The sequence below is a fragment of the Marilutibacter maris genome, assembly GCF_006546735.2.
GTDB lineage: Bacteria > Pseudomonadota > Gammaproteobacteria > Xanthomonadales > Xanthomonadaceae > Marilutibacter > Marilutibacter maris.
Window position 1 is genome coordinate 1 of sequence record NZ_VICD02000129.1, and the last position, 21,502, is coordinate 21,502.

The window sequence follows — 21,502 nt, forward strand, 5'->3', positions numbered from 1 at the left end:
CAGGGGGGAACGATATCCGGCTGCGCCCGGATATCTCCCAAGGTTTGCTGCGCAAACCTCGGGCCCCGCCGTTGCGCTGCCACACCCCCATTCGCATCTGCGATGCGAATCGCCCCCTGACTCAGGGGGCTGGGGTCATGTGACAGACAAATGCTCTTCGTAGGAGCGGCGTGAGCCGCGATGCTTTTCTGCAAGGCTCCCGAGGGTGGCCAGCGACTGGGGAGCTGGCGCGCGTGCGTTCGCGCCGTCCGGGCCGGGAGCTGCCCGCACTGGTATCCTGAGAGGTCTCCCCGAAACGCCTCGCCGGCCAGCCACGCATGTCAGCCAACGCCGTCAACAGCAAGCACCGCAAGCCCCTGCCGGGGACCGAACTGGACTATTTCGACGCCCGCGAGGCGGTCGAGGCGCTGCAAGCCGGCGCCTGGGCGACCCTGCCCTACACCTCGCGCGTGTTCGCCGAGAACCTGGTCCGGCGCGCCGACCCGGCGCGGCTGGACGACTACCTGCGCCAGCACATCGAGCGCCGCCGCGACCTCGACTACCCGTGGTTCCCGGCGCGCGTGGTCTGCCACGACATCCTCGGCCAGACCGCCCTGGTCGACCTGGCCGGCCTGCGCGACGCGATCGCCGACAAGGGCGGCGACCCGGCCGCGGTGAACCCGGTGGTGCCGGTGCAGCTGATCGTCGACCACTCGCTGGCGGTCGAGGCGCCGGGCTTCGACAAGGACGCGTTCGAGAAGAACCGTGCGATCGAGGATCGCCGCAACGAGGACCGCTTCCACTTCATCGACTGGACCAAGCTGGCCTTCCGCAACGTCGACGTGATCCCGCCGGGCAACGGCATCATGCACCAGATCAATCTGGAGAAGATGTCGCCGGTGGTGCACGCCGACCGCAGCGGCGACGGCCGCGGCCTCGCCTACCCCGACACCTGCGTCGGCACCGACAGCCACACCCCGCACGTGGATGCGCTGGGGGTGATCGCGATCGGCGTCGGCGGCCTGGAGGCCGAGAACGTGATGCTCGGCCGCGCCTCTTGGATGCGTTTGCCCGACATCGTCGGCGTCGAACTGGCCGGCCGCCCGCAGCCGGGCATCACCGCGACCGACGTGGTACTGGCGCTGACCGAGTTCCTGCGCCAGCAGAAGGTGGTCGGCGCCTATCTGGAATTCCGCGGCGAGGGCGCCGCGGCGCTGACCCTCGGCGACCGCGCGACGATCTCCAACATGGCGCCGGAGTACGGCGCGACCGCGGCGATGTTCTTCATCGACGACAACACCCTCGACTACCTGCGCCTCACCGGTCGCGACGATGCCCAGATCGCGCTGGTGGAAACCTACGCCAGACAGGCCGGGCTGTGGGCCGACGCCCTGGCCGATGCGCAGTACGAGCGCGTCCTGCACTTCGATCTGTCGACGGTGACCCGCAACATGGCCGGCCCGTCCAACCCGCACCGGCGCCTACCGACCTCGGCGCTGGGCGAGCGCGGCATCGCCGGCCACCTCGACGCCGCGCTGCGTGAGGAAGCGGCGGGCAGGATGCCCGACGGCGCGGTGATCATCGCCGCGATCACCAGCTGCACCAACACCTCCAACCCGCGCAACGTGATCGCCGCCGGCCTGCTGGCGCGCAACGCCAACGCCCGCGGGCTGATGCGCAAACCCTGGGTCAAGACGTCGCTGGCGCCGGGCTCGAAGGCGGTGCAGCTGTACCTGGAGGACGCCGGCCTGCTGCCGGAGCTGGAACAGTTGGGTTTCGGCGTGGTCGCATTCGCCTGCACCACCTGCAACGGCATGAGCGGCGCGCTCGATCCGCAGATCCAGCAGGAGGTCGTCGACCGCGACCTGTATGCGGTCGCGGTGCTGTCGGGCAACCGCAATTTCGACGGCCGCATCCATCCGTACGCGAAGCAGGCCTTCCTCGCCTCGCCGCCGCTGGTGGTCGCCTACGCGATCGCCGGCACGGTGCGTTTCGACATCGAGAAGGACGTGCTCGGCCTCGACCACGACGGCAAGCCGGTCACCCTGAAGGACCTGTGGCCCAGCGACGAGGAAATCGACGCGGTCATCGCCGAGCACGTCAAACCGGAGTTCTTCCGTCGCGTCTACGACCCGATGTTCGCTGCTCGCCTGCAGCGCGGCGGCGAGGTCAGCCCGCTGTACGACTGGCGACCGATGAGCACCTACATCCGCCGCCCGCCGTACTGGGAAGGCGCGCTGGCCGGCGAGCGCACGCTCAAGGGCATGCGGCCGCTGGCGGTGCTCGGCGACAACATCACCACCGACCACCTGTCGCCGTCCAACGCGATCCTGGCCAGCAGCGCCGCCGGCGAATACCTGGCGAAGATGGGCCTGCCGGAGGAGGACTTCAATTCCTACGCGACCCATCGCGGCGACCACCTGACCGCGCAGCGCGCGACCTTCGCCAACCCCAAACTGGTCAACGAGATGGCGGTGGTCGACGGCGAGGTGCGGCCGGGCTCGCTGACCCGGCTGGAGCCGGACGGCGAGGTCATGCGCATGTGGGAGGCGATCGAGACCTACATGGAACGCAAGCAACCGCTGATCATCGTCGCCGGCGCCGACTACGGCCAGGGTTCCTCGCGCGACTGGGCCGCCAAGGGCGTGCGCCTGGCCGGGGTCGAGGCGATCGTCGCCGAGGGCTTCGAGCGCATCCACCGCACCAACCTGATCGGCATGGGCGTGCTGCCGCTGGAATTCCAGCCCGGCACCGACCGCAAGACCCTGGGCATCGACGGCAGCGAGACCTTCGACGTGGTCGGAGAACGCGCGCCGGGCGCGACGCTGAGCCTGATCGTCCATCGCAAGGACGGCGACACGGTAGAAGTACCGGTCACCTGCCGCCTGGACTCGGACGAAGAGGTCTCGATCTACGAGGCCGGCGGCGTGCTGCAGCGTTTCGCCCAGGATTTCCTGGAGTCGTCGAAAGCGGCCTGAGCCGTTCGTCGTATTGGCACATCCCTCTTCAAGGAATCCGAACATGTCCAGCGACACCACCGGCACCGTCCGCCTCCACCGCGTCCTGCGCGCGCCGCCGGAACGCGTCTACCGCGCCTTCCTCGACGCCGACGCGATGGCCAAGTGGCTGCCGCCGCATGGCTTCACCGGCAAGGTCCACGAGCTGGACGCACGCGTCGGCGGCAGCTACCGGATGTCGTTCAGCAACTTCGGGACCGGCCATTCCCATGCCTTCGGCGGCACCTACCTGGAACTGGTCCCGAACGAGCGCATCCGCTACGACGACCGCTTCGACGATCCCAACCTGCCCGGCCAGATGGAGACCACGGTGACGCTGAAGGCGGTCGCCTGCGGTACCGAACTGCAGGTCACCCAGACCGGCATTCCGGCCGCGATACCGACCGAGTTCTGCTACGCCGGCTGGCAGGAGTCGCTGGCCCTGCTCGCCCACCTGGTCGAGCCCGAGATTCCCGACAACGTCTGATCCGACCCATGACCCAGCCGCCGCGGCGCCACGCGCCCCAACTGAAGATCCCCGCCACCTACATGCGTGGCGGCACCTCCAAGGGCGTGTTCTTCCGCCTCGACGACCTGCCCGAGGCCGCGCGCGTGCCCGGCCGCGCGCGCGACGCGCTGCTGCTGCGCGTGATCGGCTCGCCCGATCCCTACGGCAAGCACACCGACGGGATGGGCGGGGCGACCTCCAGCACCAGCAAGGTGGTGATCATCGGCAGGTCCGCGGTGCCCGGGCACGACGTCGACTATCTGTACGGCCAGGTGCCGATCGACGGCGACTTCATCGACTGGAGCGGCAACTGCGGCAACCTGAGTTCGGCGGTGGGACCGTTCGCGATCGCCAACGGCCTGATCGACCCTGAGCGGGTGCCGCGCGACGGCATCTGCACGGTGCGGATCTGGCAGGCCAATATCGGCAAGACCATCGTCGCCCATGTCCCGGTGAGCGACGGCGAGGTACAGGAGACCGGCGACTTCGAGCTGGACGGGGTCACCTTCCCGGCCGCCGAGATCGCGCTGGAGTTCCTCGATCCCGCCGACGAGGGCGAGGACGGCGGCACCATGTTCCCGACCGGCCACGTCGTCGACGAACTCGACGTCGCCGGCGTGGGCAGGTTCCGCGCGACCCTGATCAACGCCGGCGTGCCGATGGTCTTCCTGGAAGCCGCCGCGCTCGGCTACGACGGCACCGAACTGCAGCCGGCGATCAACGAAGATGCCGCGGCCCTGGCCCGGCTCGAGGCGATCCGCGCCGAAGCCGCGGTGCGGATGGGCCTGATTGCCGACGTCGCCGAGGCCGCCAGGCGCCCGCTGACTCCGAAGATCGCCTTCGTCGCGCCAGCGAAGGACTATGTCTCCTCCAGCGGCAAGCCGGTGCGCGCGGCCGACATCGACCTGCTCGCACGCGCGATCTCGATGGGCAAGCTGCACCACGCGATGATGGGCACCGCCTCGGTGGCGATCGCCACCGCCGCCGCGGTGCCGGGTACCGTCGTGCACGCGGCCGCAGGCGGTGACAACCGCGACGCGGTCCGCTTCGGCCATCCCTCGGGCACGATGCGCGTCGGCGCCGAGGTGAAACAGGTCGACGGCCAGTGGGTCGCGACCAAGGCGGTGATGAGCCGCAGCGCGCGGATGCTGATGGAAGGCCGGGTGCGGGTTCCCGCCGACTGAGCCCACCACGGCAATCCTGTAGGAGCGGAGTAAGCCGCGACCGAACGGCCTCATGAACGTCCCCATCGCGGCTCACGCCGCTCCTACAAAGAGCAGAAGGGCATTCGCCTGTCCCATGAACCCAGCCCCCTGAGTCAGGGGGCGATTCGTGCCTCAGGCACGAATGGGGGTGTGGAAGCGCACCGGCGGGGCCCAAGGTTTGCACAGCAAACCTTGGGAGATATCCGGGCGCAGCCCGATATCGCTCCCCCCTGAGTCAGGGGGCGATTCGTGCGCAGCGCGAATGGGGGTGTGGAAGCGCAACGGCGGGGCCCGAGGTTTGCGTAGCAAACCTTGGGAGATATCCGGGCGCAGCTGGATATCGTTCCCCCTGAGTCAGGGGCGATTCGCGATCATTCCACCGTGACCGACTTGGCCAGGTTGCGCGGCTTGTCGACGTCGGTGCCGCGCGCCAGCGCGGCGTGATAGGCCAGCAACTGCACCGGGATCGCATGGATCACCGGCGACAGCACGCCGACATGGCGCGGGGTGCGGATCACGTGCACCTGCTCGGAAGCGCCGAACTGGCTGTCGAGATCGGCGAACACGAACATCTCGCCACCGCGCGCGCGCACTTCCTGGATGTTCGACTTCACCTTCTCCAGCAGGCTGTCGTTGGGCGCGATCACCACCACCGGCATCTCCGCATCGACCAGCGCCAGCGGCCCGTGCTTGAGCTCGCCGGCCGGGTAGGCCTCGGCGTGGATGTAGGAGATCTCCTTGAGCTTGAGCGCCCCCTCCAGCGCGATCGGGTAGTGCACGCCGCGCCCCAGGAACAAGGCGTGCTGCTTCGGCGCGAAGCGCTCCGACCAGCCGACCACCTGCGGCTCCAGGTTCAGCGCATGCTGCACGCTGCCCGGCAACTGCCGCAAGGCATCCAGGTACTGCGCTTCCTGCTCGTCCGACAGCCGTCCACGCAGCTTGGCCAGGGTCGCGGTCAGGGTGAACAACCCCACCAGCTGGGTGGTGAAGGCCTTGGTCGAGGCGACGCCGATCTCGGCGCCGGCGCGGGTGTAGTAGACGAGGCGGCTGGCGCGCGGGATCGCGCTCTCGGGCACGTTGCAGATCGACAGCGTGCGCTCGTGCCCCAGCGACTTGGCGTACTTGAGCGCCTCCATCGTGTCCAGGGTCTCGCCGGACTGCGAAATCGTCACCACCAGCTGGTTCGGATTGGCGACCGCGGCGCGATAGCGGTACTCGCTGGCGATCTCGACCGAGCACGGCAGCCCGGCGATCGCCTCGATCCAGTAGCGCGCGGTCAGACCGGCGTAGTAGCTGGTGCCGCAGGCCAGGATCTGCACGCCCTCGACGCCGGCCAGCACCTCGGCCGCGTCGGCGCCGAACAGCGCCGGGATGAACCCGCCCTGGTCGATCACCGCTTCGATGGTGTCGGCGATCGCGCGCGGCTGCTCGTGGATTTCCTTCTGCATGAAGTGGCGGTACGGCCCCAGCTCCAGCGACGCCAGAGAGACATCGGAGACGTGCACATCGCGCTCGATCTCGCGGCCTTCGCCGTCGAACACCCGCACCCGCTCACGGGTCACCTCGGCGGTATCGCCCTCTTCCAGGAAAATCACCTGGCGGGTCGCCTGCACGATCGCGGAGACGTCGCTGGCGACGAAGTTCTCGCCCTGGCCGAGCCCGACCAGCAGCGGGCAGCCCATCCGCGCGGCGATCAACCGCGACGGCTCGCGCTTGCTGACCACCGCGATCGCATAGGCGCCCTCCAGCTCGCTGACCGCACGCTGCACCGCCTGCAACAAATCGGCGCCCTGTTGCTGGTGGTAGTGCACCAGGTGGGCGATGACCTCGGTATCGGTCTGCGACTCGAACGTGTAGCCGGCGGCGCTCAGGCGTTCGCGCTGGGCGTCATGGTTCTCGATGATGCCGTTGTGGACCACCGCCAACTCGTTGAAGCTGACGTGCGGGTGCGCGTTGACCTCGGTGACGCCGCCATGGGTAGCCCACCGGGTGTGGCCGATGCCCAGGCCGGCGCTCAGGCCCTCGCCAGCGGCGGCGGCCTCCATCTCGGCCACGCGGCCGGTGCGGCGGACCCGGCGCATCCGATCGCCATCGAACACGGCGATGCCGGCCGAGTCATAGCCCCGGTACTCGAGCCGCTTCAGTCCCTCGACCAGGACCGGCACCACGTCTCGATCGGCAATCGCACCCACGATTCCACACATGCAGCATCACTCCCCAGGCACACGTCTCGGCGGCGAAGCAGTTTAGCCGGTCCTGCTTGACCGGACACTGTCCGGCGGACACCGCACCCACTGTCCGGACACTCAAGGACAAACGTAAAACACCGAAAAATCAGCCACTTAAATGTTGGCACGCTTTCTGCTTGTCTACAGGCATCCACCGACGAGCGCCGCGATCAGGCGGACAGAGCCAGGCAATACGGGACCCAAGACCAGATGAGCATCCGCGATACCTCCGCCCAGGACCGAAGCGTCTCCCAGCCCTCGGTCATCGGCCGCAACCGCACCCGACTGATCGCGATCGGCGCCGGCGTCGCCGGGCTCGCACTCGCCGGCTGGCTGGCCCTGGGCTGGAGCGCCGGCAGCCGCTCGGTCGACGCCTCCCGGCTGCGCATCGCCGAAGTCACCCGCGGCGACCTGGTCCGCGACATCCGCGCCGACGGCCGGGTGATCGCCGCCAACAGCCCGACCCTGTACGCGGTCGCCAGCGGCACCGTCACCCTGAACGTGGTCGCCGGCGACGCGGTCAAGCAGGGCCAGGCCCTGGCCGAGATCGACAGCCCCGAGCTGCGCAGCCGCCTGGCCCAGGAGCAGGCCACCCTCGCCAGCCTGGAAGCGGAGGCCAGCCGCGCCGGCCTCGACGCCCAGATCGCCCGCTCGCAGGCACGCAAGGCGCTGGAGCAGGCCGAGATCGACCGCACCGCGGCGGTACGCGACCTGGAGCGCAACCAGCGCGCCTTCGATGGCGGTGCGGTCGCCCAGGTCGATGTCGCACGCGCCCAGGATCAGCTCAAGAAGGCCGAACTCGGCCTGGCCCAGGCCCGCCGCGAACTCCAGTTGCAGGGCCAGGGCGCCGGTCTGGACACCCGCAACAAGCGGCTGCTGGCCGATCGCCAGCGCGCGGTGGTCACCGAGATCCAGCGCCAGGTCGACGCCTTGACCCTGCGCGCGCCGTTCGACGGCCAGGTCGGGCAGGTCCAGATCGCGCAGCGCGCCAACGTCGCCGACGATGCGCCGATCCTGAGCGTGGTCGACCTGACCCGCTTCGAGGTCGAGATCCGGGTGCCGGAGAGTTTCGCCCGCGACCTGGCGATCGGCATGCCGGCGCAACTGGCCAGCGGCAGCGGCCAGCCGTTCCCCGGCGAGGTCTCGGCGGTGTCGCCGGAGGTGGTCGGCGGCGAAGTGGTCGCCCGCCTGCGCTTCAGCGACAAGCAGCCGCCGGGCCTGCGCCAGAACCAGCGCCTGTCCGCGCTCATCACCCTGGACACCCGCGAGAACGTGCTGCAGGTCGAACGCGGCTCCTTCGTCGACCAGGGCGGCGGCCGCAGCGCCTACGTGATGGATGGCAGCACCGCCGTCCGCCGCCCGATCCGCACCGGCGTCAGCAGCCTCGGCGCGGTCGAGATCCTCGAAGGCCTGCAGCCGGGCGACCGTGTCGTGGTCTCCGGTGCCGACCAGTTCGACGATGCCGACAGCGTCCGGATCTCCGGCGCCCCCTGACTCTTTTCCTCCCCCACGCCCCCATGTCCCAGGAGAGCAACGCCATGAACACCCAGCGCGACCGCAACTTCGATGTCCACGCCGCGCCCGCTGGCGCCGCGTTCCCCTTCCAGCTGCACTGGAATGCGGACCAGCTCACCGCCGCGGTGCCGCTGCGCCTGCACCGCTTGTTCGATGTCGACGTCCTCGGCGAAACCCGGCGGCAGCCGTCCGCCAACCAGCCCTGCCCGCCGCGCCGCCAGCACCGGGCCAGCTACCTGCCGGGCAACCCGATGCCGTCCCTGTTCCGGGTGCGTTGAGCGCGCCCCGCCAGTTCCAAACGCAAGCCCTGTCCTTCCCATCCGCCTTCCGGAGCCCGTCATGCTGCACATGCAAGCCGTCACCAAGGTCTACCGCACCGAACTCGTCGAAACCCACGCCCTGCGCTCGCTGGACCTGCACGTCAAGAACGGCGAGTTCGTCGCGGTGACCGGGCCGTCGGGCTCGGGCAAGACCACCTTCCTCAACATCGCGGGCTTGCTGGAGACCTTTACCGGCGGCACCTATCTGCTCGATGGCGAGGACGTCAGCGGCATGTCCGACGACGCCCGCAGCCGGCTGCGCAACCAGAAGATCGGCTTCATCTTCCAGAGCTTCAACCTGATTCCGGACCTGAACCTGTTCGACAACGCCGACGTGCCGCTGCGCTACCGCGGGATGCCGGCCGCCGAGCGCCGCGAGCGGATCGAGAAGGCGCTGTCCCAGGTCGGCCTGGGCTCGCGCATGAAGCACTACCCGGCCGAGCTGTCGGGCGGTCAGCAGCAGCGCGCGGCGATCGCGCGCGCACTGGCCGGCAGCCCGCGCCTGCTGCTGGCCGACGAACCGACCGGCAACCTCGACTCGCAGATGGCGCGCGGGGTGATGGAGCTGCTGGAGGAGATCAACGCCAACGGCACCACCATCGTGATGGTCACCCACGACCCCGAGCTGGCCGCCCGCGCGCAACGCAACGTCCACATCGTCGACGGCATGGCCACCGATGTCTCGGTCGAGCCGAGCCTGGTCCGGGTCGCCGAGGCCAGCCGCCACGAGACCAGCCCGGCCCAGTCCTGAGGTGACGACCATGTTCGGCTACTACTTCGACCTCGCCCTGCGCAGCTTCAAGCGCAACCGGGCGCTGACCGCCCTGATGGTGCTGGCGATCGCGCTGGGCATTGGCGCCAGCATGACCACCCTGACCGTGTTCCACGTGCTGTCCGGCGATCCGATCCCGAGCAAGAGCGACCGGCTGTTCTACGTGCAGATGGACGCCGAGTCGATCGGCGGCTTCCAGCCCGGCGAGGAACCGCAGGACCAGATGACCCGCTTCGACTCCGAACAGCTGCTGCGCGACGCGCGCGGCGAGCGCCAGGCGATGATGAGCGGCATCAGCGTGGTGATCGAGCCCCCCTCTCCGGACCTGGCGCCGATGCAGCAGGACGGCCGCATGAGCACCGCCGACTTCTTCGCGATGTTCGAGGTGCCGTTCGAGTACGGCAATGGCTGGAGCAAGGCCGACGACGACGCGCGCGCGCGGGTCGCGGTGCTTGACCACGACCTCAACCAGAAGCTGTTCGGCGGCGGCAACAGCGTCGGCAAGAGCGTCCGCCTGGACGGCAGCGACTTCACCGTGGTCGGCGTGCTGGCGCCGTGGAACATGCAGCCGCGCTTCTACGACGTCACCCAGGGCCGGTTCAACGCCGACGAACAGCTCTACGTGCCGTTCTGGACCGCGATCGACCTCAAGTTCGGTACCAACGGCAACATGAATTGCTGGCAGGCGCCGGCCGCCCTCGAGGACCAGGAACGCGAACAGGACCCCGATGGCCAGCTTGGCGTCAACGCCAACTGCGCCTGGTTGCAGTACTGGGTCGAGATGGACCCGGCCAAGGCCGACGACTACCGCCAGTACCTGTCGAACTATTCCGACCTGCAGCGCGAGGGCGGCCGCTTCGAGCGCCCGACCAATGTGCGCCTGCGCAACGTGATGGAATGGCTGGACCACAACGGCATCGTGCCGGCCGACGTGCGCCTGCAGGTGTGGCTGGCGTTCGGCTTCCTCTCCGTGTGCCTGTTGAACACCGTCGGCCTGCTGCTGGCCAAGTTCCTGCGCCGCTCCAGCGAGATCGGCGTGCGCCGGGCGCTGGGCGCCTCGCGCGCCGCGATCTTCGCCCAGTGCCTGGTCGAGGCCGGCGTGGTCGGCCTGGTCGGCGGCGTGCTCGGCCTGGGCCTGGCCCTGCTCGGCTTGTGGGCGGTCCGCCAGCAACCGACCGACTACGCCCCTCTCGCCCACCTCGACCCGACGATGCTGGCGACCACCTTCGTACTGGCCATCGCCGCGAGCCTGGTCGCCGGCCTGCTGCCGGCCTGGCGCGCCTGCCAGGTCACCCCCGCCATCCAGCTCAAGAGCCAGTGAGGCCCCTCATGGACATCAAGCCCATCCTGACCACGTTGCGTCGCCACAAGACCGCGGCCGCGCTGATCGTGCTGGAAATCGCGCTGTCGTGCGCGATCATCTGCAACGCCGTGTTCCTGATCAATGAGCGCATCACCCGCATGGACCGCCCCAGCGGCCTGGCCGAGAACGAGCTGGTCGTGCTGCGCCACGCCGGCATCGGCCAGGACGACGACGCCCAGCTCAACGCCCGCCAGGACCTGGCCGCGCTGCGGCAGCTGCCCGGCGTCAAGGCGGCCACCCGGGTCAACCAGGTGCCCTTCAACAACAGCTCCTGGAACTCCGGCATCAATCTCACCCCGGACCAGAAGGACTCTTCGGCCAATGCCACCGTCTACCTCGCCGACGAGGGCTTCATCGACACCTTCGGTCTGAGCCTGGTGCAGGGCCGCAACTTCAATGCCGACGAGTACGTCGATTACACGGACCTGCGTGATCCAGGCGAAGAGCGGACCATCCCTGCGGTGCTCATCTCCCGAGCGCTGGCCGAGAAGCTGTTCCCCGGCCAGGATCCGATCGGCAAGCCGCTCTACTCCTGGGGCGATGAGCCGCACCGGGTGGTCGGCATCGTCGACCCGCTGATCCGTCCCAACAACCAGGGCGGCCCGGCCGGCGCCTACCTGTCGATGGTCCTGCCGATCCGCCACCCCACCGGCAATACGGTGATCCGCACCAGTCCCGAGCGCCGCGGCGAGGTCATGAAGGCGGCGATCGAGGAGATGGAGAAGCTCAACCCGCGCCGCGTGCTGATCACCGAGAGGACCTTCGAGGAGATCAAGGCCAGCTACTACCGGTCGGACAAGGCGATGGTCTGGCTGCTGATCTCGGTCTGCGTCGCCCTGCTGGTGGTGACCGCGTTCGGCATCGTCGGCCTGGCCAGCTTCTGGGTCCAGCAGCGGACCAAGCAGATCGGCGTGCGACGCGCGCTCGGCGCGACCCGTGGCCAGGTGCTGCGCTACTTCCAGACCGAGAACTTCCTCCTGGCGAGCTTCGGCATCGCGATCGGCATGCTCGGCGCGTACGGCATCAACCAGTGGCTGATGTCGCACTACGAGCTGGCCCGGCTGCCGGCGATCTACCTGCCGGTGGGCGCGGCCACGCTGTGGCTGCTCGGGCAGATCGCGGTCTACGGCCCGGCCCGGCGCGCGGCCTCGGTGCCGCCGGCCGTCGCCACCCGCAGCGTGTAACCGACGGCTTCCGCCATGCGATCAGGAGCACAGCGCATGCACCGCATTCCCGCAATGATCCTGCTCGCGTCCTGCGCCTGCGCCGCCCAGGCGCAGGACGCGGGCGGCGAGGACCTGTACCGGAGCCTGAAGGCCCACGACGCCGAGTTCTTCGAACGCGGCTTCAACCGCTGCGACCTCGACTACCTGGCCGACGCCGTGCATCCGCAGCTGCGCTTCTATCACGACCAGGGCGGCTTCCAGGACTACGACGCCTTCCTCGACAACACCCGCCGGTACATCTGCGCCGATCCCGCGCGCAAGCCGATCCGCAAGGTCGACCCCGACAGCCTGGCCGCGTTCCCGCTCTACGACGACGGCGTCCTCTACGCGGCGATCCACAGCGGCGTCCATCATTTCCACATGCGCGAACCGGGCCGGCCCGATACCCCGACCAGCTCGGCGCGCTTCACCCACGTCTATGTCCGCAAGGACGGCCGCTGGCTGCTCAAGGAAGTTCTGAGCTACGATCACCAGGCTCCCGGCCACGCCTCCGGCAACTGAGTCGCACGTCCCGCGCCACCTGGCCAGCCCGCCCGCGTCGATGGACGCAGGGCCCCATGGACCCGCCTGCCCCATGCCCACCGTTCTCGTCATCGACGACAACCCCGCTGTCGCCACGGCGCTGGAAACGCTGTTCTCGCTGCACGACATCGAAGCCGTCTCGGCGGGCGACCCCGACGAAGGCCTGGCGATGCTGCAGTCGCACGCGATCGACCTGGTGGTGCAGGACATGAATTTCCACGCCGACACCACCTCCGGCGACGAGGGCGTGGCGCTGTTCCACGCGATCCGCGAACGCCACCCCGACCTGCCGGTGATCCTGCTGACCGCCTGGACCCACCTCGAGTCCGCGGTCGAGCTGGTGCGCGCCGGCGCCGCCGACTATCTGGGCAAGCCCTGGGACGACCAGAAGCTGCTGGCGACGGTCAACAACCTGCTGGAGCTGTCGGAGACGAGGCGCGAGCTGGCCCGCCACCGCCGCAGCGAGAAGCGCCGGCGCGACGCGCTGGCCGAATACGACCTGCGCGGCATCGTCTATGCGGACGCGGCCAGCGAACGCGCGATCTCCCTGGCCTGCCAGGTCGCGCGCTCCGACCTGCCGATCCTGATCACCGGTCCGAACGGCGCCGGCAAGGAAAAGTACGCGCAGATCGTCCACGCCAACTCCCTGGTCAAGGACGGCCCGTTCGTCGCCCTCAATTGCGGCGCGATTCCCGGCGAACTGATCGAGGCCGAGCTGTTCGGCGCCGATGCCGGTGCCTACACCGGTGCCAGCCGGGCGCGCGAAGGCAAGTTCGAGGCCGCCGACGGCGGCACCCTGTTCCTGGACGAGATCGGCACCCTGCCCCCCGCCGGACAGGTCAAGCTGCTGCGGGTGCTGGAAACCGGGCGCTTCGAGCGCCTGGGCAGCAACCGCGAGCGCAGCGTCAGGGTCCGCGTGGTCAGCGCGACCAATGCCGACCTGGCGGCGATGATCCGCGACGGCCAGTTCCGCGAGGACCTGTACTACCGCCTCAACGCGATCGAGGTGAAGGTGCCGGCGCTGGCCGAGCGCGGCGACGACATCCTGCCGCTGGCCCGGCACTTCCTTCCCGACGGCCGCTCGCTGTCGGCCGACGCCGAGCGCGCGCTGCTCGCGCACGCCTGGCCGGGCAACGTCCGCGAGCTGCGCAACACGCTCCAGCGTGGCGCCCTGCTCGCCCGCGGCGAGACCGTGGCCGCCGCCGACCTGGGCCTGCCGCCGCCCCCGGCCGCGGCCTCGTCGAACAGCGGCAACTCCGGCGACGAACCCGATCGCGCCGCGATCGAGGCGGCGCTGGAACGCAACGACGGGGTGATGGCACAGACCGCCAGCGACCTGGGGCTGTCGCGGCAGGCGCTGTATCGCCGGCTCGAGCGCCTGGGCATCAAGCGGGACTGAGCATGTTCGACTGGCGCCGTCTGCCGCTGAGCCTGATCTACACCGGCATCGCCGTGGCCTACATGTTGGCGACGGCCTTGCTGACGGCGGGCCTGTCGCGGCTGCTGCCGCACACCTGGATGGCGGTGGCGCTGGCCACCGTGCTGCCGGTGCCCTTGCTGATCTATCACGTGCGCCGCGCATTCGCGCCGATGCGCTCGCTGTTCCGCGCGCTCAGCGGCACCGTGGCCAGCTACCGCGACGGCGACTACAGCTTCGGGCTGAACTGGAAGGGCAAGGGCGAACTGGGCGAGCTGGTCGAAACCCACAACCGTCTCGGCGCCGCCCTGCGCGAGCAACGCAACGCGCTGGTCCAGCGCGAACTGCTGCTCGATACCATGGTCCAGAACACACCGGTCGCGATGCTGTTGGTCGACCCCAGCGGACGCGTCGTCCACGGCAATCTGGCCGCGCGCAAGATGCTTGGCGATGGCCGCCGGCTCGAAGGCCACGCCTTCGACACGATCGTCGACAGCGCGCCCGAGGCGCTGCGAGAGGCGCTGGCCCGCGGCGGCGACGGCATGTTCACCGTCGGCGACGAGGACAATGAGGACATCTACCATCTGTCGCGGCGCCACTTCCGTCTCAACGGACGCCGCCACGAACTGGTGATGCTGCGGCTGCTGACCGCGGAACTGCGCCGACAGGAGGTGCAGACCTGGAAGAAGGTGATCCGGGTGATCAGCCACGAGCTCAACAACTCGCTGGCGCCGATCGCGTCGCTGGCGCACTCCGGCGCCGAGCTGCTACGGCGCGGCCAGACCGAACGGGTACCGCAGGCGCTGGCGACGATCGAGGAGCGCGCACGCCACCTGGAAGGGTTCATCCGCGACTACGCGCGCTTCGCCAAGCTGCCGGCACCGCGCCTGCAGCCGATCGAGTGGCGGCGCTTCGTTGCCCAGTTGCAGGCCCAGGTGCCGTTCCAGGCCGAGGGTGTGCCGGACGAAGGCGGAATCAGCGTCGACGCCGCCCAGCTCGAACAGTGCCTGCTCAACCTGCTCAAGAACGCGCACGAATCCGGCTCCGCGCCGGAGGACGTGAGGCTGTCCCTGCGGCGCCTGCCCGACGCCTGGCGCGTCGACGTGCTCGATCGCGGCAGCGGCATGAACGAGGCGGTGCTGGCCAATGCGCTGCTGCCGTTCTATTCGACCAAGCGCAACGGCACCGGCCTCGGCCTGGCCCTGGCGCGCGAGATCGCCGAGGCCCATGGCGGCCGCATCGCCCTGCTCAACCGCGAGAACGGCGGGCTGTGCGTGTCGCTGTATTTTTCCAGCGCGCACGATGCGCGCGGCTGAACGTCTCCGCCGGGCCTCCCGTCTCGGGGCGGTTACGGCGAGCGCACCTCGATGATTCTCGCCTGTCCGGGTGCGCCGCAGGCATCGTCCGGCCCGAACGCCCGGGTCGCCGCCAGCGCCCCGTGGTAGCCGTCCTGGACGCGGTTGTCGCGGAAGACGTTGGAAACCGAAGGGCACTCGTGGCGGAACAGACCGCAGTTGCGGGTGCAGAACCAGTCCGAATAGGCGGCGTACTTGCCGGCGCGCACAAAGCTGTTGCCAATGATCCGGTTGCCGTTCGAGGCATCGCGGGTGCGGATCGCATCGCCGCTGACATCGATGAAGGCGTTGTTCTCGATCCGGTTCCACCGCGAGTGGTGCGCGGCGTAGATCGCGTGCACATAGCCGGACCGGGCCTCGACGTTCTCGATCTTCTCGAACACGTTGCCGACGATCAGGTTCGATCGCGAGTTGACCAGCCGTACCGCGGCATACGAATAGCGCCCGCCCGTGGAAGGGTACTTGTTGCCGATCCGCAGGAAGTGCATGCCGTCGAGCTCGTTGCCCGCATTCCACCGCCCGGGGTCGTCGCGGTCTCCGACGAGGTCGATCCCCAACCAGTAGCGGGTCACCGTCAGACCGCGGAAGCGCAGTTTGGATGCGCCGGAGCCGCTTCTGAGCTGGAACCAGGTGCCATCGCCGCGCCCGTCGAACACCGCGCGCCCGGATGCGTCCGGCATCGGCATGAAGCTGATCCGGTAGCCGTTGAGATAGGTCCAGCGCACCTGCTGGTCGAGATAGAGGCCGGGCGCGATCAGTATCTCGACCTCTTCCTTCGGCGAGTAGCGGTGCAGCAGACGGTCGGCACGGGACAGCGTCCGGATCGCGGTCGCCGCGCGCCTGCCGTCGCGGGCATCGTCGCCGTCGGCCGACAGGTACAGACGGAATGCCGCCTGCACGCTGCCCGGCAGCGCGCACAACAGCAACGTCCCCAGGACCATCGCGCTCATGGCCAAGCGTCGATGTGCCCCGGTCGTCCCGCCTTGCGATGGGGGGTCGTGCGAGATCGGCGCGCCATCGTGCCCGCCCCACACCGCGGACCCGCCCGGCGGCAACGCGGGGAAGGCGGAGTCGCGCGGCGTAGACGGCCGCGCCAGTGCGGTCATTCCTGGTCCTGGCGTGCCCGCTTCACCGGCCGCTGCCAGCCCTCGACGACGCTCTGCCGGGCCCGCGCAACGGTCAACTGACCCTCCGGCGCCGGCCGGGTAATCACCGAGCCGGCAGCGATGGTGGCCCGGGCGCCGATCGTGACCGGCGCGACCAGCGAGCTGTTGGAACCGATGAAGGCGCCATCGCCGATCACCGTCTTCGACTTGTTCACCCCGTCGTAGTTGCAGGTGATGGTGCCGGCGCCGACGTTGACTCCGGCGCCGATGTCGGCATCGCCGAGGTAACTGAGATGATTGGCCTTGCTGCCGACGCCCAGGCGCGCGTTCTTGGTCTCGACGAAGTTGCCGATACGCGCGCCGTCGGCGAGCACGGTGCCCGGACGCAGGCGCGCATACGGCCCGATCGCCGCCGCGCCCTCGACCACCGCTCCCTCCAGGTCGCAGTGCGCGTGGACCTGGGTGCCCGGTCCGAGGCGCACGTCCTTGAGCCGGCAGAACGGACCGATCCGGACGCCGTCGGCCAGTTCGACCCGGCCCTCGAACACCACGTCGACATCGATCTCGACGTCGCGCCCGACGCTGACCTCGCCGCGGATGTCGCAGCGCACCGGATCGGCCAGGCGCGCGCCGGCGACGCACAGCGCACGCGCCGCACGCAACTGGAATGCGCGCTCAAGCTGGGACAGCTGCCAGGGATCGTTGGCGCCCTCGACCTCGACCGGGGTCGCGACATGCACCATCTCGGCGGCGTTGAACTCCGCCGCCGCGGAGGTGAACACGTCGGTCAGGTAGTACTCGCCCTGGGCGTTGTCGTTGTCCAGGCGGTCGAGCCAGCGCCGCAGCGGCTCGCCGTCGGCGACCAGGATGCCGGTGTTGACGGTGCGGATCTCGCGCTGCTCGTCGTCGGCGTCCTTGTGCTCGACGATGCGGGCGACGTTGCCCTCGGCATTGCGGACGATGCGGCCGTAGCCGGTCGGATCGTCGAGATCGGCGACCAGCACCGCGACCCGCCCCGGCGCGTCCAGCAGCCGCCGCAGGGTGTCGGCGGTGATCAGCGGCACGTCGCCGTACAGCACCAGCACCCGCGCGTCCTGCGGCACGTCCGGCATCGCCTGCTGCACCGCGTGACCGGTGCCCAGGCGCTCGCTCTGCTCGCTCCACGACAGCTCGCCATCGTCGGCGAAGGCCGCGCGCACCTGTTCGCCGCCATGGCCGTAGACGACGTGGATGCCGGCCGGCGCCAGCGCGCGCGCGGTATCGATCACGTGCCCCAGCATCGGCCTTCCGGCGATCTTCTGCAGCACCTTCGGCACCGCGGACTTCATGCGCTTGCCCTCGCCGGCGGCGAGGATGACGACGTGCAGGGGTGCGCTCATGCGGGCTCCGGCGTATTCGCAACTCGATATCGGACCCTGCATTCTAGCGATCGTCGCCCTGCTATGCTCCCGCGATGCCGGTCTTCATCCCGTCCGCCCGACACCGTCCGGTAGCGCTGCCGCGCCGGTCCGATGGACCCTGCGCCCGGCAAACCCGCGCCTGGCGGATCCGATCCGCGCCATGACCCTCTTCAGGCAGTCGCGGCACTACCTGATCATCGGCGGCATCCAGTGGCTGGTCGACTGGGCGGTGATGGTCATGCTCAGCCATGCCGGCGTCCCCATGGTCGCCGCCAACATCGGCGGGCGCGTCAGCGGCGCGCTGCTGGGATTCTGGTTGAACGGCCGGATCACCTTCGCCGGCGACGATACCCGGGTCGGCGGTCGCCAGCTCGGCCGGTTCATCGCCATGTGGCTGTGCACGACCGCGGTCAGCACCGCCGCGATGACCACGATCGACGCCCAACTGGGGCTCAAATGGGCCTGGATGGCCAAGCTGCCGGTCGAGGCCCTGCTCGCAATGGTCGGATTCGTGGTCTCGCGTCACTGGGTCTATCGCCGCTAGCGCCGCGTCGCCCTCCCCTTGTCGGACGCTCGGGCACAAAAAACGCCGGCACGGGGCCGGCGTCTTTCGCTCGGACAGGCGGCTGACGCCGCCCGCCGTCAGTGCTTCATGTTGCGGCGCAGACGCTCCAGCGCCTGCAGCTGCGCCATCGCCTCGGCGAGCTTGGCCTGGGCCTCGGCGATCTCCATCTGCTCGCCGCGATGGGCGAGGATGCGCTCGGCCTCTTCCTTCGCCGAACGCACCGCGGCCTCGTCGATGTCCTCGGCGCGGATCGCGGTGTCGGCCAGCACGGTCACCACCTGCGGCTGCACCTCCAGCAGACCGCCGGAAATCGCGAAGTCGAGCTTCTCGCCGCCGGGCAGGGTCACCACGACCTTGCCGGGCTTGAGCCGGGTGATCAGCGGCGCGTGCTTGGGCGCGATGCCCAGCTCGCCCATCTCGCCGGTGGCGACGACCAGCTCGGCCTCACCGTGGAAGATCTCGCTCTCGGCGCTGACGATGTCGCAACGGATCGTGGTACTCATAACTCGCTTCTCTTCCGATTCCCCCTCTCTCGCAGACGAGAGAGGGCAGGAGTGAGGGTGCGGGCAGCAATGCCTTCACCCTGGTTCTCTCCCGCGGACGGGAGAGAAAACCGGTCAGGCCTTCTCGATCATCTTGTTGCCCTTCTCGACCGCGTCCTCGATGGTACCGACCATGTAGAACGCCTGCTCCGGCAGGTGGTCGTACTCGCCATCGACGATGCCCTTGAAGCCGCGGATGGTGTCCTTCAGCGACACGTACTTGCCCGGCGAGCCGGTGAACACCTCGGCGACGTGGAACGGCTGGCTGAAGAAGCGCTCGATCTTGCGCGCGCGCGACACGGCCTGCTTGTCCTCTTCCGACAGCTCGTCCATGCCCAGGATCGCGATGATGTCCTTCAGCTCCTTGTACTTCTGCAGGGTCTGCTGGACGCGCTGGGCGGTGTCGTAATGCTCGTGGCCGATGACGTTGGGGTCCATCTGGCGGCTGGTCGAATCCAGCGGATCCACCGCCGGATAGATGCCCAGCGAGGCGATCGAACGCGACAGGGTCACGGTCGAGTCCAGGTGGGCGAAGGTGGTCGCCGGCGACGGATCGGTCAGATCGTCCGCGGGCACGTACACGGCCTGGATCGAGGTGATCGAACCGGTCTTGGTCGAGGTGATGCGCTCCTGCAGGACGCCCATTTCCTCGGCCAGGGTCGGCTGGTAGCCCACCGCCGACGGCATGCGGCCCAGCAGCGCCGACACTTCGGTACCGGCCAGGGTGTAGCGGTAGATGTTGTCGACGAACAGCAGCACGTCCTTGCCCTTGCCGCTGGCGTCCTTCTCGTCGCGGAAGTACTCGGCCATGGTCAGGCCGGTCAGCGCCACGCGCAGACGGTTGCCCGGCGGCTCGTTCATCTGGCCGTAGACCATCGCCACCTTGGACTCCTTCGGATTGTCCTGGTTGACGACGCCCGACTCGATCATCTCGTGGTAGAAGTCGTTGCCCTCGCGGGTACGCTCGCCCACGCCGGCGAACACGGACAGGCCCGAGTGCGCCTTGGCGATGTTGTTGATCAGCTCCATCATGTTGACGGTCTTGCCGACGCCGGCGCCGCCGAACAGGCCGACCTTGCCGCCCTTCGCGAACGGACACATCAGGTCGATGACCTTGATGCCGGTTTCCAGCAGCTCGGTGGCCGAGGCCTGCTCGTCGAAGCTCGGGGCGCTGCGGTGGATTTCCCAGGCATCGCTGGCCTCGACCGGACCGGCCTCGTCGATCGGGTTGCCGAGCACGTCCATGATGCGGCCCAGGGTGCCGGCGCCGACCGGGACCGAGATCGCGCGACCGGTGTTGGTGGCGACCAGGTTGCGCTTCAGGCCGTCGGTCGAACCGAGGGCGATCGTGCGGACAACGCCGTCACCGAGCTGCTGCTGGACTTCCAGCGTGATGGCGGTGTTCTCGACCTTCAGCGCGTCGTACACCTTCGGTACTTCGGCGCGCGGGAACTCGACGTCGACGACGGCACCGATGATCTGAACGATCTTGCCCTGGCTCATGGTTGTTTCCTCTGAACTCTCAAATCTTGTTGTAAGAGCGGCGTCAGCCGCGACCGCTTGGTGGTTTGCAGGCCGCGGCACACGCCGCTCCCACATAGGGTTTCGTCAAACAGCGGCGGCGCCACCGACGATCTCGGAGATTTCCTGGGTGATCGCCGCCTGGCGGGCCTTGTTGTAGACCAGCTGCAGGGTGTCGATCAGCTTGCTGGCGTTGTCCGAAGCCGCCTTCATCGCGACCATGCGCGCGGCGTGCTCGGAAGCCACATTCTCCAGCACCGCCTGATACACCAGCGACTCGACGTAGCGGGTCAGCACCATGTCCAGCACATCCTGCGGGCCGGGCTCGTAGATGTAGTCCCAGTCGTGCTTGGCGACCTGCTCTTCCGACTTCGGCAGCGGCAGCAGCTGGTCGAAGGTCGCCCGCTGGGTCATGGTGTTGACGAAGTCGTTGTAGCAGACGAACACGCGATCGAGGTTGCCGTCGCTGTAGCCGTCCAGCATCACCTTGACCACGCCGACGATCTGCTCGAGCTTGGGGGTGTCGCCCAGATGGGTCACCGAGCCGACCATGTTGACCTTGAGGCGGCGGAAGTAGACCGAAGCCTTCTGGCCGATCGTCACCACGTCGATCTCGACGCCCTTCTCCTGCCAGCCGCGGAACTCGGCCAGCAGCTTGCGGAACATGTTGTTGTTCAGGCCGCCGGCCAGGCCGCGATCGGAGGAGACGATGATGTAGCCGACCCGCTTGATCTGCTCGCGCTCCTGCAGGAACGGATGCTGATAGTCGGTATTGGCCTGCGCCAGATGACCGATCACCTGCTTCATCACCCGCGCGTACGGCCGCGAGGCGCGCATCCGGTCCTGCGCCTTCCGGATCTTGGAAGCCGAGACCATCTCGAGCGCGCGCGTCACCTTGCGGGTGTTCTGCACGCTCTTGATCTTGGATTTGATTTCGCGTCCGCCTGCCATGTATCGCTCGC

Annotated in this window: 18 protein-coding genes; 12 read left to right on the plus strand and 6 right to left on the minus strand. The window is 68.9% G+C overall.

Annotation, left to right across the window (positions count from 1 at the left end; all coding sequences use genetic code 11):
- Window positions 1-317: 317 nt before the first annotated feature.
- Genes acnD through prpF form a run of 3 tightly spaced genes read left to right on the plus strand, consistent with a single transcriptional unit; the run spans window position 318 to window position 4,667 of the window.
- Entirely contained in the window at window positions 318-2,957 is a 2,640-nt protein-coding gene (gene acnD / locus FKV24_RS08100) for a Fe/S-dependent 2-methylisocitrate dehydratase AcnD (protein ID WP_111267558.1), read from the plus strand.
- A gap of 43 nt (window positions 2,958-3,000) precedes the next feature.
- Window positions 3,001-3,462 (plus strand): SRPBCC family protein, encoded by a 462-nt coding sequence (locus FKV24_RS08105; RefSeq protein ID WP_111267559.1) that lies wholly within the window; start codon window positions 3,001-3,003, stop codon window positions 3,460-3,462.
- Between the two features lie 8 nt (window positions 3,463-3,470).
- Entirely contained in the window at window positions 3,471-4,667 is a 1,197-nt protein-coding gene (gene prpF / locus FKV24_RS08110; RefSeq protein ID WP_141482018.1) for a 2-methylaconitate cis-trans isomerase PrpF, read from the plus strand.
- Between the two features lie 392 nt (window positions 4,668-5,059).
- Here prpF and glmS read toward each other — a convergent pair whose 3' ends face one another.
- Window positions 5,060-6,892 (minus strand): glutamine--fructose-6-phosphate transaminase (isomerizing), encoded by a 1,833-nt coding sequence (gene glmS / locus FKV24_RS08115; RefSeq protein WP_141482019.1) that lies wholly within the window; start codon window positions 6,890-6,892, stop codon window positions 5,060-5,062.
- A gap of 234 nt (window positions 6,893-7,126) precedes the next feature.
- Here glmS and FKV24_RS08120 point away from each other — a divergent pair, with 234 nt between their 5' ends.
- The 8 genes from FKV24_RS08120 to FKV24_RS08155 all read left to right on the plus strand — a co-directional run bounded on the left by FKV24_RS08120 (window position 7,127) and on the right by FKV24_RS08155 (window position 15,367).
- A complete protein-coding gene (locus FKV24_RS08120) occupies window positions 7,127-8,410 on the plus strand; it encodes an efflux RND transporter periplasmic adaptor subunit (protein ID WP_141482020.1) in 1,284 nt (427 codons plus the stop codon).
- A 44-nt stretch (window positions 8,411-8,454) separates the two neighbouring features.
- Window positions 8,455-8,709 carry a hypothetical protein gene (locus FKV24_RS08125; RefSeq protein WP_111267563.1) on the plus strand — a complete coding sequence of 85 codons (255 nt, stop codon included), beginning with the start codon at window positions 8,455-8,457 and terminating at the stop codon, window positions 8,707-8,709.
- 61 nt (window positions 8,710-8,770) lie between these two features.
- On the plus strand, window positions 8,771-9,502 hold the full coding sequence (locus FKV24_RS08130) for an ABC transporter ATP-binding protein (protein ID WP_111267564.1): 732 nt from the start codon (window positions 8,771-8,773) through the stop codon (window positions 9,500-9,502).
- 10 nt (window positions 9,503-9,512) lie between these two features.
- Window positions 9,513-10,844, plus strand: coding sequence for an ABC transporter permease (locus tag FKV24_RS08135; protein ID WP_111268182.1), 1,332 nt, complete (start codon window positions 9,513-9,515; stop codon window positions 10,842-10,844).
- 8 nt (window positions 10,845-10,852) lie between these two features.
- A complete protein-coding gene (locus FKV24_RS08140) occupies window positions 10,853-12,070 on the plus strand; it encodes an ABC transporter permease (protein ID WP_141482021.1) in 1,218 nt (405 codons plus the stop codon).
- Between the two features lie 36 nt (window positions 12,071-12,106).
- Window positions 12,107-12,613: a DUF4440 domain-containing protein gene (locus FKV24_RS08145; RefSeq protein ID WP_170288251.1), complete on the plus strand. Its 507-nt coding sequence runs from the start codon at window positions 12,107-12,109 to the stop codon at window positions 12,611-12,613.
- A gap of 73 nt (window positions 12,614-12,686) precedes the next feature.
- On the plus strand, window positions 12,687-14,033 hold the full coding sequence (locus FKV24_RS08150) for a sigma-54-dependent transcriptional regulator (protein ID WP_141482023.1): 1,347 nt from the start codon (window positions 12,687-12,689) through the stop codon (window positions 14,031-14,033).
- 62 nt (window positions 14,034-14,095) lie between these two features.
- The gene (locus FKV24_RS08155) at window positions 14,096-15,367 is read left to right on the plus strand and encodes a sensor histidine kinase (RefSeq protein ID WP_211371821.1); all 1,272 of its coding nucleotides are present in this window, start codon (window positions 14,096-14,098) and stop codon (window positions 15,365-15,367) included.
- A 32-nt stretch (window positions 15,368-15,399) separates the two neighbouring features.
- Here the strand turns inward: FKV24_RS08155 and FKV24_RS08160 are convergent, their stop codons facing one another.
- Both FKV24_RS08160 and glmU read right to left on the minus strand, forming a co-directional pair.
- A complete protein-coding gene (locus tag FKV24_RS08160) occupies window positions 15,400-16,356 on the minus strand; it encodes a right-handed parallel beta-helix repeat-containing protein (RefSeq protein ID WP_249040962.1) in 957 nt (318 codons plus the stop codon).
- Window positions 16,357-16,508: 152 nt separating this feature from the next.
- The gene (gene glmU / locus FKV24_RS08165; RefSeq protein WP_141482025.1) at window positions 16,509-17,891 is read right to left on the minus strand and encodes a bifunctional UDP-N-acetylglucosamine diphosphorylase/glucosamine-1-phosphate N-acetyltransferase GlmU; all 1,383 of its coding nucleotides are present in this window, start codon (window positions 17,889-17,891) and stop codon (window positions 16,509-16,511) included.
- A 181-nt stretch (window positions 17,892-18,072) separates the two neighbouring features.
- On the opposite strand from glmU, the gene FKV24_RS08170 reads away from it, so the two are divergent.
- On the plus strand, window positions 18,073-18,456 hold the full coding sequence (locus FKV24_RS08170) for a GtrA family protein (protein WP_141482026.1): 384 nt from the start codon (window positions 18,073-18,075) through the stop codon (window positions 18,454-18,456).
- A 98-nt stretch (window positions 18,457-18,554) separates the two neighbouring features.
- Here the strand turns inward: FKV24_RS08170 and FKV24_RS08175 are convergent, their stop codons facing one another.
- The 3 genes from FKV24_RS08175 to atpG all read right to left on the minus strand — a co-directional run bounded on the left by FKV24_RS08175 (window position 18,555) and on the right by atpG (window position 21,491).
- A complete protein-coding gene (locus tag FKV24_RS08175) occupies window positions 18,555-18,980 on the minus strand; it encodes a F0F1 ATP synthase subunit epsilon (RefSeq protein WP_111267571.1) in 426 nt (141 codons plus the stop codon).
- A gap of 114 nt (window positions 18,981-19,094) precedes the next feature.
- The gene (gene atpD, locus FKV24_RS08180; protein WP_111267572.1) at window positions 19,095-20,522 is read right to left on the minus strand and encodes a F0F1 ATP synthase subunit beta; all 1,428 of its coding nucleotides are present in this window, start codon (window positions 20,520-20,522) and stop codon (window positions 19,095-19,097) included.
- A 105-nt stretch (window positions 20,523-20,627) separates the two neighbouring features.
- Window positions 20,628-21,491, minus strand: coding sequence for a F0F1 ATP synthase subunit gamma (gene atpG, locus FKV24_RS08185; RefSeq protein WP_111267573.1), 864 nt, complete (start codon window positions 21,489-21,491; stop codon window positions 20,628-20,630).
- Window positions 21,492-21,502 lie beyond the last annotated feature (11 nt).

Coding starts and splice junctions, on each gene's coding strand:
- FKV24_RS08175 (WP_111267571.1), bottom strand. CDS start 18,980: ATGAGTACCACGATCCGTTGCGACATCGTCAGCGCCGAGAGCGAGATC.
- FKV24_RS08155 (WP_211371821.1), top strand. CDS start 14,096: ATGTTGGCGACGGCCTTGCTGACGGCGGGCCTGTCGCGGCTGCTGCCG.
- glmU (WP_141482025.1), bottom strand. CDS start 17,891: ATGAGCGCACCCCTGCACGTCGTCATCCTCGCCGCCGGCGAGGGCAAG.
- FKV24_RS08140 (WP_141482021.1), top strand. CDS start 10,853: ATGGACATCAAGCCCATCCTGACCACGTTGCGTCGCCACAAGACCGCG.
- FKV24_RS08125 (WP_111267563.1), top strand. CDS start 8,455: ATGAACACCCAGCGCGACCGCAACTTCGATGTCCACGCCGCGCCCGCT.
- acnD (WP_111267558.1), top strand. CDS start 318: ATGTCAGCCAACGCCGTCAACAGCAAGCACCGCAAGCCCCTGCCGGGG.
- prpF (WP_141482018.1), top strand. CDS start 3,471: ATGACCCAGCCGCCGCGGCGCCACGCGCCCCAACTGAAGATCCCCGCC.
- glmS (WP_141482019.1), bottom strand. CDS start 6,892: ATGTGTGGAATCGTGGGTGCGATTGCCGATCGAGACGTGGTGCCGGTC.
- FKV24_RS08170 (WP_141482026.1), top strand. CDS start 18,073: ATGACCCTCTTCAGGCAGTCGCGGCACTACCTGATCATCGGCGGCATC.
- FKV24_RS08130 (WP_111267564.1), top strand. CDS start 8,771: ATGCTGCACATGCAAGCCGTCACCAAGGTCTACCGCACCGAACTCGTC.
- FKV24_RS08150 (WP_141482023.1), top strand. CDS start 12,687: ATGCCCACCGTTCTCGTCATCGACGACAACCCCGCTGTCGCCACGGCG.
- atpG (WP_111267573.1), bottom strand. CDS start 21,491: ATGGCAGGCGGACGCGAAATCAAATCCAAGATCAAGAGCGTGCAGAAC.
- atpD (WP_111267572.1), bottom strand. CDS start 20,522: ATGAGCCAGGGCAAGATCGTTCAGATCATCGGTGCCGTCGTCGACGTC.
- FKV24_RS08160 (WP_249040962.1), bottom strand. CDS start 16,356: ATGAGCGCGATGGTCCTGGGGACGTTGCTGTTGTGCGCGCTGCCGGGC.
- FKV24_RS08105 (WP_111267559.1), top strand. CDS start 3,001: ATGTCCAGCGACACCACCGGCACCGTCCGCCTCCACCGCGTCCTGCGC.
- FKV24_RS08135 (WP_111268182.1), top strand. CDS start 9,513: ATGTTCGGCTACTACTTCGACCTCGCCCTGCGCAGCTTCAAGCGCAAC.
- FKV24_RS08120 (WP_141482020.1), top strand. CDS start 7,127: ATGAGCATCCGCGATACCTCCGCCCAGGACCGAAGCGTCTCCCAGCCC.
- FKV24_RS08145 (WP_170288251.1), top strand. CDS start 12,107: ATGCACCGCATTCCCGCAATGATCCTGCTCGCGTCCTGCGCCTGCGCC.